We start from the raw sequence: 15,053 nt of genomic DNA, 5'->3' as shown, positions 1-15,053 counted from the left end.
ATTTTCATGGTTTGTTGCAGGATTTCAGGAATAATCCTTGCTTGCTTCCTGTCTGAAGCTGACACGTTGCCACCACCCCGGCGCCGTGCCTGATGAGTTCCCTACCCGGGAGCCTCATACCGCCATGGAGATACACAATGTCTACCGCTCCCGTCACCTTGCTGGTGGCCCGCCGTGTTGCCCACGGCCGCTATCAGGAACTCCTTGCCTGGCTGCATGAAGGCGAACGCCTGGCCACCGACTTTCCCGGTTATCTGGGCTCGGGTGTATTGGCCCCACCGCCTGGCGATAACGAATTCCAGATGATTTTCCGCTTTGCCGATGCGCACACCTTGCACGCCTGGGAGCATTCGGCTTCACGACGCGCCTGGTTGGTGCGTGGCAATGGCCTGTTCGACCAACCTTCGGAGCATCGTGCCAGCGGCATTGCCGGCTGGTTTGGCGCGGCCGGTTCACGTCCGCCACGCTGGAAACAGGCGGTGGCCATCTGGCTGGCGTTCTTTCCGGTGTCGCTGCTGTTCAATTTCATCCTGGGGCCGCTCCTCAGCCAACTGGAGCTGATGCCCCGCATCATGTTCAGTACGCTGATTCTCACCCCGTTGATGGTGTACCTGTTCATCCCGCTGTCGACCCGCCTGCTGGCACCCTGGCTGAACGCCACGCCCTCTCTGCCGCGTAATCGCACCGAATCGGCCTCTCCACACTGACAGCGCTCATCTGGCCGGTATCGGATCCGATACCGGCAACAGATCTCGGCCCCTCGCTCGACACGCGGTGCCAAGGTTGTACAGCGTTCGGCATTGGTATAACTTTGCCACTGATTGCCGACTTCCTGCACGTATCAGGAAGCTGTTCCCATTTTCCCGCCTGATTGAATTCGTGAACTGTCGATGGCCTCCAGCCCTGCACCGATCCTGATCACCGGCGCCAGCCAGCGCGTCGGCCTGCACTGTGCGCAGCGCCTGCTCGAAGAAGGCCAGCCGGTGATCATCAGTTACCGCACCCTGCGCCCTGGCGTTGAACAACTGCGCGCGGCGGGCGCTATCGCCCTGCCTGCCGACTTTGCCAGCGAAGCCGGGATCATGGCATTCATCGACCAGTTGAAAGCGCACACTGACTGCCTGCGCGCCATCGTGCACAACGCCTCTGAATGGTTGGCGGAGACCCCGGGCCATGAAGCAGAAGTCTTTACCCGGATGTTCAGTATCCACATGCTGGCGCCCTATTTGATCAACCTGCACGGTGCCGAACTGCTGCAACGCAGCCAGGTTGCCGACATCGTGCATATCAGCGATGACGTGATCCGCAAGGGCAGCAGCAAACACACCGCCTATTGCGCCAGCAAGGCCGGCCTGGAAAGCCTGACCCTGTCGTTCGCTGCGCGCCTGGCGCCGCGCATCAAGGTCAATGGCATCGCCCCGGCCCTGCTGATGTTCCAACCCGACGACGACGCGGCGTACCGCGCCAAGACCCTGGCCAAGTCGGCACTGGGGATCGAGCCCGGTGCCGAGGTGATCTACCAGAGCCTGCGCTACCTGCTCGACACACCTTATGTGACCGGCACAACCCTGACCGTAAACGGTGGACGGCATCTCAAGTAGGCCACCCCCGAGGATCCCGATAATGAGCGAATCCCTGCCACAGCAATACCGAGACATTCTCGTGGGTCTGGGTGAAGATCCAGAACGCGAAGGTCTGCTGGATACCCCCAAGCGCGCTGCCAAGGCCATGCAATACCTGTGTCACGGCTATAAGCAGAGCCTTGATGAAATCGTCAACGGCGCCCTGTTCTCCTCCGACAGCGACGAGATGGTGATCGTCCAGGACATCGAATTGTATTCGCTGTGCGAGCATCACCTGTTGCCGTTCATTGGCAAGGCGCATGTGGCCTATATTCCGACCGGCAAGGTGCTGGGGCTGTCGAAGATCGCCAGGGTGGTCGACATGTTTGCCCGCCGCCTGCAGATCCAGGAGAACCTGACCCGGCAGATCGCCGAGGCCATCCAGGGCGTGACCCAGGCCGCCGGCGTGGCGGTGGTCATCGAAGCCAAGCACATGTGCATGATGATGCGCGGTGTCGAAAAGCAGAATTCGACCATGAACACCTCGGTGATGCTGGGCGCGTTCCGTGAATCGAGCACCACGCGCATGGAATTTCTGCAACTGATCGGACGGAGCAAGGGTTAATGGCCAAGCTTGAACCAGGTACTGCGCGCATTCGGGTCAAGGACCTGCGCCTGCGCACGTTTATCGGCATCAATGAAGACGAGATCCTCAACAAGCAGGATGTACTGATCAACCTGACGATCTGCTATGCCGCCCAGGAGGCGGTGCGCGATAACGACATCGATCACGCCCTGAACTACCGCACCATCACCAAGGCCATCATCCAGCATGTCGAAGGCAATCGCTTCGCGCTGCTGGAACGCCTGACCCAGGAAGTGCTCGACCTGGTCATGAGCCACACGGCGGTGACCTACGCCGAGGTCGAAGTCGACAAGCCGCATGCCTTGCGCTTCGCCGAGTCGGTGTCGATCACCCTCGCCGCCCAGCGTTGAACCGCTTTATCATGGCAAGCCCCAACGCATCGAGCGAGCATTTGAGATGACCGACCAACAACGCCTGGAACTTGAAGCTGCCGCTTTTCGCCGACTGGTTGCCCATCTGGACAGCCGCAAGGACGTGCAGAACATCGACCTGATGAACCTGTCCGGCTTCTGCCGCAATTGCCTGTCGAAGTGGTACAAGGCCGCCGCCGACGAGCGCCATGTCGACGTCAGCCTCGACGACGCCCGCGAAGTTGTCTACGGCATGCCCTACAACGAGTGGAAATCGCTCTACCAGAAAGAAGCCAGCGCCGAACAACTGGCCGCCTTCAAGGAACCCAAGCATGACTGACCTGACCACCCTGCGCGACAGCCTGCGCAGTGGCCAACACGCCTTTGCCGACACCCTGGCGTTCATTGCCCAAGGGTATGCGTACCAACCGCAAGCCTTTCGCAACGGTGAGGTGGACAACGCCGCCGGCCAGAACGAAGGCTCGTGCAAGACCCTGGGCCTGGCCCTGCTTGAAGGCCTGAGCGATGAAGAAGCGCTGCTGGCCTTCGGCGAGCACTACCGCTCGGTTCAGGCCACGCCTGAAGGCCATGACCACGCCAACATTCGTGCCTTGATCAAGCATGGCCTGGCCGGCGTGAAATTCGAGGCTGAGCCGCTGGTGCGCGTGTAAACGCCAAGCCTGACCCAACAAAAAACCGGCCGAGGCCGGTTTTTTGTTGGGCATGGAACGCTATCAGAACGAGGCGTTGGCCAGGCCGTCCAGGTAACGCTCGACATCCAGGGCCGCCATGCAACCGGCACCGGCCGAGGTGATGGCCTGGCGGTAGACGTGGTCGGCCACGTCGCCGGCAGCGAACACACCGTCCACGCTGGTGGCAGTGGCGTTGCCTTCACGGCCACCCTGCACGACCATGTAGCCGTCCTTGAGCGCCAGTTGGCCTTCGAACAGCGTGGTGTTCGGCGTATGGCCGATGGCGATGAACACGCCGTCGACTTTCAGCTCGTCGCTGCTGCCATCGTTGTTCTTCAGGCGCGCGCCGGTCACGCCCATGTTGTCGCCCAGCACTTCATCGAGCGTGGCGTTGAGCTTGAGTTCGATCTTGCCTTCGGCCACACGGGCATGCAGCTTGTCGATCAGGATCTTCTCGGCGCGGAAGGTCTCGCGACGGTGCACCAGGGTCACCTTGCTGGCGATGTTGGCCAGGTACAGCGCCTCTTCGACGGCAGTGTTGCCACCACCGACCACGGCGACCGGCTTGTTGCGGTAGAAGAAACCGTCACAGGTAGCGCACGCCGAAACGCCCTTGCCCATGAACGCCTCTTCCGACGGCAGGCCCAGGTAACGGGCGCTGGCACCGGTGGCGATGATCAGCGCGTCACAGGTGTAGGTCGCGCTGTCGCCCTTGAGGCTGAACGGCTTGCCGGCCAGGTCCACGGAGTTGATGTGGTCGAAGACGATTTCAGTCTCGAAACGCTCGGCGTGCTCGCGCATGCGCTCCATCAGGGCAGGACCGGTCAGGCCATGGGGGTCGCCCGGCCAGTTGTCGACTTCGGTGGTGGTGGTCAATTGACCGCCTGCCTGCATGCCGGTAATCAGCAGCGGCTTGAGGTTGGCACGGGCAGCGTAGACCGCCGCACTGTAGCCGGCAGGGCCGGAGCCGAGAATAATCACTCGGGAATGACGTACATCAGACATGACACACTCCTGGCGACCGGCCATTTACGCCGACGTCGCAACGGTTTAGCGGGATGGACCCGCGCAGCCTGTGCGCGGATCGCAAAATGGGGCGGCTGCGGTCGTTACCGCAGCCGCAGGCCTTACAAGGCGGTGGCGTTGGAGGCCAGGTAGTCGGCGACGCCCTGGGCGTCGGCCTTCATACCTTTCTGGCCCGGACGCCAGCCGGCAGGGCAGACTTCGCCGTGTTCTTCGGTGAACTGCAGCGCTTCGACCAGACGGACCATCTCGTCGACATCACGGCCCAGTGGCAGGTTGTTGACCACCTGGTGCTGAACCACACCGGCCTTGTCGATCAGGAACGAGGCACGCAGGGCCACGCCGGCGTCGTGCTCGATGCCATAGGCGCGAGTGATCTCGTGCTTGACGTCGGCAACCATGGTGAACTCGACTTCGCCGATGCCGCCCTTCTCGACCGGCGTGCTGCGCCAGGCGTGATGGGTGAACTGCGAGTCGATGGACACGCCGACCACTTCAACACCCAGCTCGCGGAACTTGGCGATGCGGTTGTTGTGGGCAATGATTTCCGACGGGCAGACAAAGGTGAAGTCCAGCGGCCAGAAGAACAGCACGACGTATTTACCGCGCAGCGAAGACAGGGTAAAGCTGTCGACGATCGAACCGTCACCCAGAACAGCGGCGGCATCGAAATCAGGGGCTTGCTTATTGACCAGTACGCTCATGATGGGCTCCAAATCAGAAGTGGGAAGGCTAGGTGAGGAAAGTGATCGCTAGCCTATCGGGGTGGCGAAGATTAAGGAAATTTCGTTTCACAATCCACCTCATAGACTTCGCCTATGCACAAAACGCCGAGGCATCATTTTACGCCAGGCGCGCAGCAATCGCGAATGGCTATCAACGAGTGGTCAGGGTCATGTGTGTGCCCCTTTTACCGCACTGCCAAAGCCGGTAAGGTCAAACGGTCTGCACCTTTCGGAGAGCATAATGCCCGCACCTGCCCTCACCGGCCCGCAATACCTGGTTCAAGGCTTGCAATTGATCATGCGTCCGGGCCTGCGCCTGTTCGTGCTGTTGCCCCTGAGCATCAACCTGCTGCTGTTCAGCGGCCTGGTCTATCTGTCGCTGCACCAGTTCAGTATGTGGGTCGACACCTTCATGCCGACCCTGCCGCACTGGCTGAGCTTTCTCAGCTATATCCTCTGGCCGCTGTTCGTGGTGCTGGTGCTGCTGATGGTGTTCTTCACCTTCACGATGCTGGCCAACATTATTGCCGCGCCGTTCAATGGTTTTCTGTCCGAGAAAGTCGAAGCGGTGGTGCGCGGCATCGACGACTCGCCACCGTTCAGTTGGGCCGAACTGCTGGCCATGATCCCGCGCACCCTGTCGCGTGAACTGCGCAAGCTGGGCTACATGCTGCCGCGGATGATCGCCCTGTTCATCCTGTCGTTCATCCCGGTGGTCAATATCATCGCCGCGCCGCTCTGGCTGTTGTTCGGGGTGTGGATGATGGCGATCCAGTACATCGACTACCCGGCCGACAACCACAAGATGAGCTGGCAGGACATGCTCGCTTGGCTGCGCGCCAAACGCTGGGCCAGCCTGAGCTTCGGCGGTTGCGTGTATGCCGCACTGCTGGTGCCCTTCGTCAATATTTTCATGATGCCGGCGGCGGTGGCCGGGGCGACGCTGTTCTGGGTGCGCGAGCGAGGCGCGCAAGAAGTGGCGGGCGTGCGGGGTTGAATGTGATACGGAGCAAGGGCGTGCAGCCCTTGCTCTACTTTATTAAACAGACCACTTAAAAGACCAAATAAAGAAATATCCTACAAACAAAAAAGAAAACTACCCGAACCACTTATCGTCTTCAATACCTCTTTCCGGCAAGCCACTTCCGCAACAGGCATAAACTTGCCGACTGCATTCCACTGTATCTTTCCCGATTTATACAGCCTGACAAGACCGGCCCTGGCGCTATTACAGGCTCTGGCGGTCTACATGCGACGCCTGGCATCCAATTTGCTCTTGGGGTATTGAGTGAACCCAAGAGGAAATGCCATGAACGTCAATGGATCATCTGCCGTATCGACAACTTACGTCCGCCATGGAACAGCCAGGCCAACTTCCCCGGCCTCCGGTTTCAGCCAGGTATTGCAGGGGATGATGTCCGAGAAGCCACACGCCGTCACGCAAGCTTCACCGGCATCGCGCACTGATGGAATCCGATTGGAACACATGCGGTTTTCCAGGCGTACGGATTCTGAACCCGAGTTTGTCAACGTGACCTGCAAAGGTCCACGTGCCAAGGTAGTCGTGAAGACACATGAAGACGCGGACACACGAACCGGAATCAAGAGAGGTAGCGCATGGCGGCAATACCTGCTGGATAGAGCCGCCAACGATCCCGCCGAAGCGGCAGACCTGGCAAGAAAATATGCCTTTAACTCATTGAATGGACAGATCCTTGATTTATCCGAATACCCGACCATTCGCTATAGCGCGACAGGCGAAATCGTCAATGACGAATCCACTGCCTGGTTCGAGAAAAACCTGCAACTCATGCAAAAGCAGCGATCAGAACTCTATGAGTCAGAGCTTATGAAAGGCACACCAGCGGCAGTCATTCTGGAAAAGATCCTGGATTTCAACGATGCACAACCGCAGCGTTTTCGCGACATGGCCTTTTGGTAATTTGCTCTTTGAGCGTTGAATAGACCCAGGAATAAATGCCATGAACGTCAATGGATCATCTGCCGTATCGACAACCCACGTCAGTCATGGAACAGCCAGGCCAACTTCCCCGGCCTCCGGTTTCAGCCAGATACTGCAGGGGCTGATGTCCGAGAAGCCACACGCCGTCACGCAAGCTTCACCTGCATCGCGCACTGATGGAATCCGATTGGAACACATGTGGTTTTCCAGGCGGGCAGACACTGACTCTCCGTTTGTCAACGTGACGTGCAAAGGGCCGCGCGCCAAGGTCGTTGAACAGGCACATGATAGTTTTGAAACCCATACACGAATTCCCAGAGGAAGCGAATGGCGGCAATACCTGCTGGATAAGGCCGCCAACGATCCTGCCGAAGCGGCAGACCTTGCAAGAGGATACGCTTATCATTCATTGAATGGGCAAGGTGTCGATATGTCTTATTACCCTGTTATCCGCTATTGCGGCTCAGGCGAAATCGTCAATGACGAATCCACGGCCTGGTTCGAGAAAAACCTGCAACTCATGCAAAAGCAGCGATCAGAACTCTATGAGTCCGAGTTGATGAAAGGCACGCCAGCGGCAGTCATTCTGGAAAAGATCCTGGACTTCAACGATGCACTGCCGCAGCGATTTCGCGACATGGCTAATTGGTAAGCTCATAGCCCCCAGCGCTTGAGGCCGGGGGGTTACCAAAGCCTGTTACCAACTTACCGTGATACGCCCCTGCTGCCCTGCAAGGGGCACGTGGCCGGACTGTCCTATCCTGAGTGAAAAGTAGAATTTTTGCTGCGCAGGATAACCTGCAAAGTACCGTGTCGATCCAGAACGCTGCCGGGAGACGTCGAGGCAATTATTTTGTCCTGTGCACAATTGCACTTCCAAGTCTCGCGGCCAGCCAATCACATTCCAGGTCCAGCTAACGTCAGTGATTCGCCCCCCCTGCGGGAGGCCTTCCAGAAACCGGAATATTGGCAGTATATAAATATCCCTTTGAATGGGCCGTCGGCAGCGTTACAGACGAACTGTAGTTGCCCGCCATTGCCATGGACGAAAGGCCCAATGTTATACATCCAATAATCGAGACCGAACGAATCCGTTTCGACTTTTTAAAGTCAAAGTTAATTTTATGCTTCCTTACAGTGTCGAGTGTGTCCCCACGAATCCATGACTCGCGAAAACCTGATAATCAGATTGATTAACCTGATACCCCCCGACGTTATTCAGAAAGCGTTGTGCCGCAATACCTGAGTTCGCTTAAACCAAAATTACAGAAAATTCCTACATGGACATGAGCATTTAAAACTCGCCCTGTAGGCTCGTTGACATGAATCGAGCCATTCAGCAAAAACATTGTTCAGTGACTAACGCCCCTCTGCGTCACAAACCCATCACAAAACCGCCACGCAACCGCAACCCTTCCTGCCGACACTGGTTTTCATGAGCACATTCCTGCATGTCACCTTGATCACTGAAACCTATGGCCCCGAGATCAATGGCGTCGCCAACACGCTGGGGCGGTTGTGCGATGGGTTACGGCTGCGCGGGCATACGGTGGAGTTGATTCGTCCGCGCCAGGGCAATGAGCCGGCGCCCGAGGCGCCGCAGGATCTGATGCTGTGCCGTGGCTGGCCGATCCCCGGGTATCCGGGCCTGCAATGGGGCCAGGCGTCGATGCACAAGTTGCTGCGGCGCTGGCAGCGACGCCGGCCCGATGTGTTGTACATCGCCACCGAGGGGCCCTTGGGACTGTCGGCATTGCGGGCGGCGCGTCGGCTGGGGATTGCGGTCATCAGTGGCTTTCATACCAACTTCCCGCAATACAGCCAGCAGTACGGCATGGGCTTCGTGACGCGTCTGCTGACCCATTACCTGCGCTGGTTTCACAATCGTTCGCGGACCACGCTGGTGCCCAGTGTCAGTCAGAAACTGGAACTGGAGCGCCGCGGCTTCGAGCGCGTCGAGCTGTTGTCGCGAGGCGTGGACAGCCAGTTGTTCACGCCGTCAAAACGCTCCCAGGCCTTGCGTGAACACTGGGGGCTGCACGCGGATGAAATCGCCGTGCTGCATGTTGGCCGGCTGGCATCGGAAAAGAATCTGGGACTGCTTAAAAGCAGCTTTGAAGCGTTGAGCGACAGCTACCCGCAGCATCGTCTGAAATTGATCGTGGTGGGCGACGGGCCCCAGCGGGCCACATTGCAGGCGCAGTTGCCAGAGGCGATCTTTTGCGGGATACAGCGCGGCGAGGTGCTGGCGACCCATTACGCCTCAGGCGACCTGTTTCTGTTTCCCAGCCTGACCGAAACCTTTGGCAACGTGGTACTTGAAGCACTGGCGTCAGGGCTGGCGGTGGTGGCCTACGACGAGGCCGCCGCCGGGCAGCACATCCGTCATGGCCACAACGGCGCGCTGGCCATGCCCGGTGATGAAGAGGCGTTCATCGATGCCGCCCGCTGGCTGCTCGAGGACAGCGAAACCCTGCGCCGGGTGCGGCTCAATGCCAGGCAACACGCCAGCCGCCAGGGCTGGAACAGCATCATCGAGCAGTTCGAGCGGCAGCTGTACGCGGTGTGCCCGCCTGAACACAACCAACCCGGTACAGCACCGGTTATCAGCCCAGCGCCTTTTCGATCGCCGCAATGATGGCCGGATCATCCGGGTTGGTACGCGGCGAAAACCGGTGGATGACGGCACCATTGCGACCTATCAGGAATTTTTCGAAATTCCAGGTGATATCGCCGGGAAACTCGGCCCCCTCGCCGGCCAGTTGCACATAGAGCTTGTGACGATGCGGGCCATTGACGTCGAGTTTTTCGCCCAGCGGGAAGGTCACGCCGTAATTGAGCTCGCAGAACGACTGGATCTCCTGCTCATTGCCCGGTTCCTGGCCTGCAAACTGATTGCAGGGCAGCCCCAGGACACTGAACCCCCGGTCCTTGTACTGCTTGTACAGGCTTTCAAGTGCGGCGTACTGGGGTGTCAGGCCGCATTTGGATGCAACGTTGACCACCAGCACCACTTTGTCCTTGAGCGGCGCCAATGGCAGTTCCTTGCCATCCAGCCCGTTCAGCTTAATGCCGTGAAAAGCACTCATGTCTCACCCCCTTCAGATCCATGGCCGCAAAAAAGGCGTCCGGCAAGCTGCATATCATGCAGACCTGCCTGGACGCCCTGGCGGTTATCCGAGCCTAGCAGCGGATCGCTGCCGGACACAAATCAATGGTGATGGCCACCTTCGCCATGGACGTGGCCATGCGCGATTTCTTCTTCGCTGGCTTCACGGATCGCCACGACCTTGACCTGGAAGGTCAGGCGCTGGCCGGCCAGAGGGTGGTTGCCGTCGATGGTGACATCGTCGCCGTCCAGATCGCGGATGGTCACGATCTGCATGCTGCCATCAGGGCCGGAGGCGTGGAACTGCATGCCAACTTCGAGCTCGTCGACGCCTTCGAACATGCTGCGGCTCAGGGTGCTGACCAGTTCGGCGGAGTACTCACCGTAGGCATCTTCAGGCTCGATGGAAACGTTCAGCTCATCGCCGATGTCCTTGCCTTCCAGCGCCTTTTCCAGACCCGGGATGATGTTGCCGGCACCGTGCAGGTACACCAGCGGCGCGCCGCCGGACGAGCTGTCGATGACCTCACCAGCATCGTTGGTCAGGGTATAGTCGATGGAGACAGCCTTTTTGGCAGCGATAGGCATGAGGGCAAAACCTTTGCTTGATATGAATGAATGGGCAAGTCTAACCAAGCCATCGCCCGAAAGCGAACGCAACACCGACCGGTGGCCCCTGTGCATGCGACAACCCTGATCGGCTGGCGCCAGGATGAGGACGGCCACTGGGTCGCCGTCCTGGCCTGTGGCCATACCCAGCACCTGCGCCACCAGCCGCCCTGGCAATCGCGCGCCTGGGTGCTGGACCCAGAGCTGCGCCTGAAAAAAATTGGCCAGCCCTTTGATTGCGGATGGTGCGCAAAGGGCATCGATAGCGATAGTCTTGAGCGCAGTTGAGGCGTTGCCACAGACAGCGCCCTGTTTTCAACGGTCAGCCGGTGGCCAGGCGCTGTAGCCGCACCATGCCGACCCTTGCACTGCTCATTTCGGAAGCCCGCATGCAGACTTTTTTCATTGCGCCCACAGATTTTGGTGTGGGCCTGACCTCCATCAGCCTTGGCCTGGTCCGCACCCTGGAACACGCAGGCCTCAAGGTCGGTTTTTTCAAGCCCATCGCCCAGCCCCATCCGGGCGATACCGGTCCTGAGCGCTCGACCGAGCTGATCGCCCGCACCCACGGACTCAAGCCGCCCAAACCACTGGCCCTGGCCCATGTCGAACGCATGCTGGGCGACGGCCAGCTTGACGAGTTGCTCGAAGAAATCATCAGCCTCTACCAGGAAGCGGCGGTGGGCAAGGACGTGCTGATCGTCGAAGGCATGGTGCCCACGCGCAGCGCCAGCTACGCGGCACGGGTCAATCTGCACCTGGCCAAAAGCCTGGATGCCGAGGTCATCCTGGTGTCGGCGCCGGAAAACGAAGTGCTGACCGAGCTGTCAGGACGCGTCGAGCTGCAGGCACAAATGTTTGGCGGTCCCAAGGACCCCAAGGTGCTGGGGGTGATCCTCAACAAGGTGCGCACCGATGAAAGCATGCAGAACTTCGCCGCGCGCCTCAAAGAGCATTCGCCCTTGCTGCGCAGCGGCGACTTCCGCCTGCTGGGCTGCATTCCCTACCAGGCCGACCTCAACGCCCCGCGCACCCGCGATGTGGCCGAGCTGCTGGGGGCCGAGGTACTCAACGCCGGCGATTACGAACAACGGCGCATGTCGAAGATCATCATCTGTGCGCGCACCGTGGTGAACACCGTGCACCTGCTCAAGCCCGGGGTGCTGGTGGTGACGCCGGGTGACCGCGACGACATCATCCTGGCCGTGAGCCTGGCGAGCATGAACGGCGTGCCCCTGGCCGGCCTGCTGCTGACCAGCGAAATCGTACCGGACCCGCGCATCATGGAGCTGTGCAAGGGCGCCCTGCAGGCCGGCCTGCCGGTCATGGCGGTCACCACCGGCACCTACGACACCGCCAACCGTCTCAATCAACTCAACAAGGAAATTCCGGTCGACGACCGCGAGCGGGCGCAGATCATCACCGACTTCGTGGCCGGGCACCTGGATGCCGACTGGCTGCACCAGCGCTGCGGCACGCCCCGCGAGCTGCGCCTTTCACCCGCGGTCTTCCGCTATCAACTGATCCAGCGCGCCCAGGCTGCCAACAAGCGCATTGTGCTGCCCGAAGGCAGCGAACCGCTGATCATCCAGGCCGCCGCCATCTGCCAGGCACGCGGCATTGCCCGCTGTGTCTTGCTGGCCCGGCCCGAAGAGGTTCATGCGGTGGCCAAGGCACAGGACATTGTCCTGCCACCGGGCCTGGAGATCATCGACCCCGATCTGGTGCGCGAACGCTATGTCGCGCCCATGGTCGAGTTGCGCAAGAGCAAGAGCCTCAATGCGCCGATGGCCGAGCAGCAACTGGAAGACCCGGTGGTGATCGGCACCATGATGCTGGCGCTTGATGAAGTCGATGGCCTGGTCTCGGGCCTGGTGCACTCCACGGCCAATACCATTCGCCCGGCCCTGCAACTGATCAAGACCGCACCCGGTTGCCAACTGGTGTCATCGGTGTTTTTCATGCTGTTCCCCGAGCAGGTGCTGATCTACGGCGATTGCATCATGAACCCGCACCCCGACGCGCAGGCATTGGCGGAAATCGCCCTGCAGAGCGCCGACTCCGCGCAGGCCTTCGGCATCGCCCCCCGGGTGGCCATGATCAGCTACTCCAGCAGCCATGCCGACCACAGCGATGAAGAAGTGGAAAAGGTGCGCGAAGCCACCCAGCTGGCACGCGAGGCACGCCGTGGCCTGCTGATCGACGGGCCGCTGCAGTACGATGCAGCCGCCAACGAGAATGACGCCCGGCAACTGGCTCCCGACAGCCAGGTGGCCGGTCGCGCGACGGTGTTCGTGTTCCCCGACCTGAACACCGGCAACACCACTTACAAGGCGGTGCAACGCAGTGCCGACTGCGTCACCCTGGGGCCCATGCTGCAGGGCCTGCGCAAGCCGGTAAACGACCTGCCACGCGGCGCACAGGTCGACGACATCGTGCACACCATTGCGCTGACTGCGATTCAGGCCGACACACTGTCCTGATACCCTTGTCGCTGCCGGGCCAAGGCCCGGCACTTTCCATTATCTGGAGTCATTCACCGTCATGGCTTTTTTGCCTGCTCCCTTGCGCGGCGTTATCGCTTCGCTGCTGTTGGCGCTCAACACAGTGGCCTGCTGTATTCCGCTGTTTGTGGTCACCCTGTTCAAGTTGTGCCTGCCCTTCCCCGCTGCCAGGCGCCTGAGCGACTGGCTGATGAGCCACATCCAGGAAACCTGGATCAGCAACAACGGCCTCTGGATCCGTTTGCTGGGCCGCACCCGCTGGCAGGTCAGCGGCCTGGAAAAACTGGACTATCAGCATTCGTACCTGGTGACCAGCAACCACCAGAGCTGGGTCGACATCATCGTCCTGCAATACCTGCTCAACCGCAAAATCCGCCCGCTGAAGTTCTTTCTCAAGCAGGAGCTGATCTGGGTACCAGTGATCGGCCTGGCCTGGTGGGCACTGGGTTTTCCGTTCATGAAGCGCTACTCCAAGGCCTACCTGGCCAAACACCCGGAAAAGCGCGGCAAGGACCTGGAAACCACGCGGCGTACCTGTGCGCGCTTTCGTGACAACCCGGTGAGCATTTTCAACTTTGCCGAAGGCACGCGCTTCACACCGGCCAAGCATGCCGAGCAGCAGTCGCCCTTTCGCCATTTGCTCAAGCCCAAGGCCGGCGGCATTGCATTCGTGCTCGATGCGATGGGCGAGCAACTGGAGTCGATTGTCAACGTCACGCTGCACTACCCGCAAGGGCGTCCAGGCTTCTGGACCCTGCTGAGCGGCGAACTGAACGAAGTCGTGGCGCACATCGAGCAAATCCGTATCCCGGTGCAGTTCATCGGCAAGAACTACGACCAGGACGAGGCATACCGCCGGGAATTCCAGCAGTGGATCAATACCCGGTGGGAAGAGAAAGACCGGCTGCTGGACCAGTTGAAGACGTAGGAACGCGCAGCAAACACGAGGCAGGGTAGGAGCGCGCTTGCCGGAATGCCGGACCACCGCGACCGAGTGCGTAGCGCTCGCAGAAATAGATGAAACGCCACAATTTTACGACTGCTAACGCAGCCGGTCGCGGGCAAGCGCGCTCCTACAAGTGGTGAATTTAATATTCGGTAAATCAGTAACTTATCTTGGACTTGATGAGAGCGACCAACTCAGTACTGCTGACCCGGAATCGGCTTGAGGTTGACCTCTACCCGACGGTTTTGCGCACGGCCATTGGCGTCGGCGTTGCTGGCAATGGGCTGGTCGGGGCCTGCGCCACGCACGGACAGGTGGCTCTGGTCGACGCCCTGCGAGGTCAGGTAAGTGGCCACGCTCTGCGCACGTTGCTGCGACAGGTCCATGTTGTGCTGGCGGCTGCCGGTGCTGTCGGTGTAGCCGATGATCTCGATGTTGTTCTGGTTGAACTGGCGCAGGGAACCGGCCAGGTTGTTCAGCGGCGTGTAGAAGCTGCTGGAGATGGCGGCCGAGTCGGTGGCGAAGGTGATGTTGCCCGGCATGATCAGCTTGATCTGATCGCCCTGACGCTGCACCTCGACACCGGTATTGGCCATCTTGGCGCGCAGTTCAGCTTCCTGGCGGTCAGCGTAGTAGCCATAGCCGGCTGAAGCAGCCCCCACCACGGCAGCGCCGATCAGCGCGCCCTTGCCCCGGTTGTTATGGTCGATGGCGGCACCGGCCACGGCACCGGCCAGCGCCCCCAGGCCTCCGTATTTGGCGGTACGGCTCATGCCTTGTTGCTCGTTATTGCCATAGCCTCCCTGGCCCTGATTGTCATACGGGTTGGGCGAGGCGCAGCCGGCCAGCAAAGCAACGGCGGTGGCCGCAATAATCAGACGGGGCGAGGTCAACATGGGAGGAACTCCTGATTTCAATGAACGC

At 60.1% G+C, this 15,053-nt stretch carries 18 protein-coding genes and 1 pseudogene; 13 read left to right on the top strand and 6 right to left on the bottom strand.

Going from position 1 to position 15,053, the window contains the following annotated elements:
* The first annotated feature begins 137 nt into the window (after nucleotides 1-137).
* From DGA31_RS10415 to DGA31_RS10390, 6 genes are all read left to right on the top strand, one after another.
* Nucleotides 138-707 carry a putative antibiotic biosynthesis monooxygenase gene (locus DGA31_RS10415; RefSeq protein WP_109512463.1) on the top strand — a complete coding sequence of 190 codons (570 nt, stop codon included), beginning with the start codon at nucleotides 138-140 and terminating at the stop codon, nucleotides 705-707.
* Between the two features lie 183 nt (nucleotides 708-890).
* Nucleotides 891-1,601: a dihydromonapterin reductase gene (gene folM, locus DGA31_RS10410; protein ID WP_056841656.1), complete on the top strand. Its 711-nt coding sequence runs from the start codon at nucleotides 891-893 to the stop codon at nucleotides 1,599-1,601.
* A gap of 22 nt (nucleotides 1,602-1,623) precedes the next feature.
* Nucleotides 1,624-2,187 carry a GTP cyclohydrolase I FolE gene (gene folE, locus DGA31_RS10405; protein WP_056841657.1) on the top strand — a complete coding sequence of 188 codons (564 nt, stop codon included), beginning with the start codon at nucleotides 1,624-1,626 and terminating at the stop codon, nucleotides 2,185-2,187.
* Nucleotides 2,187-2,558 carry a dihydroneopterin triphosphate 2'-epimerase gene (gene folX, locus DGA31_RS10400; RefSeq protein ID WP_056841658.1) on the top strand — a complete coding sequence of 124 codons (372 nt, stop codon included), beginning with the start codon at nucleotides 2,187-2,189 and terminating at the stop codon, nucleotides 2,556-2,558. The genes folE and folX overlap by 1 nt, the downstream gene beginning before the upstream one ends.
* A gap of 46 nt (nucleotides 2,559-2,604) precedes the next feature.
* Entirely contained in the window at nucleotides 2,605-2,898 is a 294-nt protein-coding gene (locus DGA31_RS10395) for a DUF1244 domain-containing protein (RefSeq protein WP_109512462.1), read from the top strand.
* A complete protein-coding gene (locus DGA31_RS10390) occupies nucleotides 2,891-3,229 on the top strand; it encodes a HopJ type III effector protein (RefSeq protein ID WP_109512461.1) in 339 nt (112 codons plus the stop codon). The genes DGA31_RS10395 and DGA31_RS10390 overlap by 8 nt, the downstream gene beginning before the upstream one ends.
* Before the next feature lie 63 nt (nucleotides 3,230-3,292).
* On the opposite strand, the gene trxB is transcribed toward DGA31_RS10390, so the two are convergent.
* Together trxB and DGA31_RS10380 are read right to left on the bottom strand one after the other, a co-directional pair.
* Nucleotides 3,293-4,255: a thioredoxin-disulfide reductase gene (gene trxB / locus DGA31_RS10385; RefSeq protein WP_056841661.1), complete on the bottom strand. Its 963-nt coding sequence runs from the start codon at nucleotides 4,253-4,255 to the stop codon at nucleotides 3,293-3,295.
* Between the two features lie 122 nt (nucleotides 4,256-4,377).
* A complete protein-coding gene (locus DGA31_RS10380) occupies nucleotides 4,378-4,977 on the bottom strand; it encodes a peroxiredoxin (protein WP_056841662.1) in 600 nt (199 codons plus the stop codon).
* Between the two features lie 262 nt (nucleotides 4,978-5,239).
* Between DGA31_RS10380 and cysZ the strand changes: the two genes are divergently transcribed.
* The 3 genes from cysZ to DGA31_RS30215 all read left to right on the top strand — a co-directional run bounded on the left by cysZ (nucleotide 5,240) and on the right by DGA31_RS30215 (nucleotide 7,613).
* On the top strand, nucleotides 5,240-5,995 hold the full coding sequence (gene cysZ / locus DGA31_RS10375; protein ID WP_109512460.1) for a sulfate transporter CysZ: 756 nt from the start codon (nucleotides 5,240-5,242) through the stop codon (nucleotides 5,993-5,995).
* A gap of 312 nt (nucleotides 5,996-6,307) precedes the next feature.
* The gene (locus tag DGA31_RS30220) at nucleotides 6,308-6,940 is read left to right on the top strand and encodes a hypothetical protein (protein ID WP_241509562.1); all 633 of its coding nucleotides are present in this window, start codon (nucleotides 6,308-6,310) and stop codon (nucleotides 6,938-6,940) included.
* 40 nt (nucleotides 6,941-6,980) lie between these two features.
* Nucleotides 6,981-7,613: a hypothetical protein gene (locus tag DGA31_RS30215; protein ID WP_241509561.1), complete on the top strand. Its 633-nt coding sequence runs from the start codon at nucleotides 6,981-6,983 to the stop codon at nucleotides 7,611-7,613.
* Between the two features lie 45 nt (nucleotides 7,614-7,658).
* On the opposite strand, the gene DGA31_RS30210 is transcribed toward DGA31_RS30215, so the two are convergent.
* A complete protein-coding gene (locus tag DGA31_RS30210) occupies nucleotides 7,659-7,862 on the bottom strand; it encodes a flagellar protein FlhE (RefSeq protein WP_241509560.1) in 204 nt (67 codons plus the stop codon).
* A 534-nt stretch (nucleotides 7,863-8,396) separates the two neighbouring features.
* On the opposite strand from DGA31_RS30210, the gene DGA31_RS10355 reads away from it, so the two are divergent.
* Nucleotides 8,397-9,599 carry a glycosyltransferase family 4 protein gene (locus tag DGA31_RS10355; protein ID WP_109512459.1) on the top strand — a complete coding sequence of 401 codons (1,203 nt, stop codon included), beginning with the start codon at nucleotides 8,397-8,399 and terminating at the stop codon, nucleotides 9,597-9,599.
* Here the strand turns inward: DGA31_RS10355 and DGA31_RS10350 are convergent.
* Together DGA31_RS10350 and DGA31_RS10345 are read right to left on the bottom strand one after the other, a co-directional pair.
* Complete coding sequence (locus tag DGA31_RS10350) at nucleotides 9,568-10,050, bottom strand: glutathione peroxidase (protein ID WP_109512458.1); 483 nt, start codon at nucleotides 10,048-10,050, stop codon at nucleotides 9,568-9,570. The genes DGA31_RS10355 and DGA31_RS10350 overlap by 32 nt on opposite strands.
* A 122-nt stretch (nucleotides 10,051-10,172) precedes the next feature.
* Nucleotides 10,173-10,658, bottom strand: coding sequence for an FKBP-type peptidyl-prolyl cis-trans isomerase (locus DGA31_RS10345; protein ID WP_056841666.1), 486 nt, complete (start codon nucleotides 10,656-10,658; stop codon nucleotides 10,173-10,175).
* 13 nt (nucleotides 10,659-10,671) lie between these two features.
* Between DGA31_RS10345 and DGA31_RS10340 the strand changes: the two are divergent.
* From DGA31_RS10340 to DGA31_RS10330, 3 genes and pseudogenes are all read left to right on the top strand, one after another.
* A pseudogene (locus tag DGA31_RS10340) lies at nucleotides 10,672-10,967 on the top strand (DUF3565 domain-containing protein).
* Between the two features lie 101 nt (nucleotides 10,968-11,068).
* Entirely contained in the window at nucleotides 11,069-13,162 is a 2,094-nt protein-coding gene (gene pta / locus DGA31_RS10335) for a phosphate acetyltransferase (RefSeq protein ID WP_056841802.1), read from the top strand.
* A 61-nt stretch (nucleotides 13,163-13,223) separates the two neighbouring features.
* On the top strand, nucleotides 13,224-14,111 hold the full coding sequence (locus DGA31_RS10330) for an acyltransferase (protein WP_109512457.1): 888 nt from the start codon (nucleotides 13,224-13,226) through the stop codon (nucleotides 14,109-14,111).
* Between the two features lie 212 nt (nucleotides 14,112-14,323).
* On the opposite strand, the gene DGA31_RS10325 is transcribed toward DGA31_RS10330, so the two are convergent.
* Nucleotides 14,324-15,025, bottom strand: a complete 702-nt coding sequence (locus DGA31_RS10325; protein ID WP_109512456.1) for a YiaD family glycine zipper/OmpA-like lipoprotein — start codon at nucleotides 15,023-15,025, stop codon at nucleotides 14,324-14,326.
* Between the last annotated feature and the right edge of the window lie 28 nt (nucleotides 15,026-15,053).

The organism is Pseudomonas ovata, from assembly GCF_003131185.1.
Lineage (GTDB): Bacteria > Pseudomonadota > Gammaproteobacteria > Pseudomonadales > Pseudomonadaceae > Aquipseudomonas > Aquipseudomonas ovata.
The sequence above is the reverse complement of the archived record's forward strand: the minus strand, read 5'-3'. Positions and strand labels throughout refer to the sequence as shown.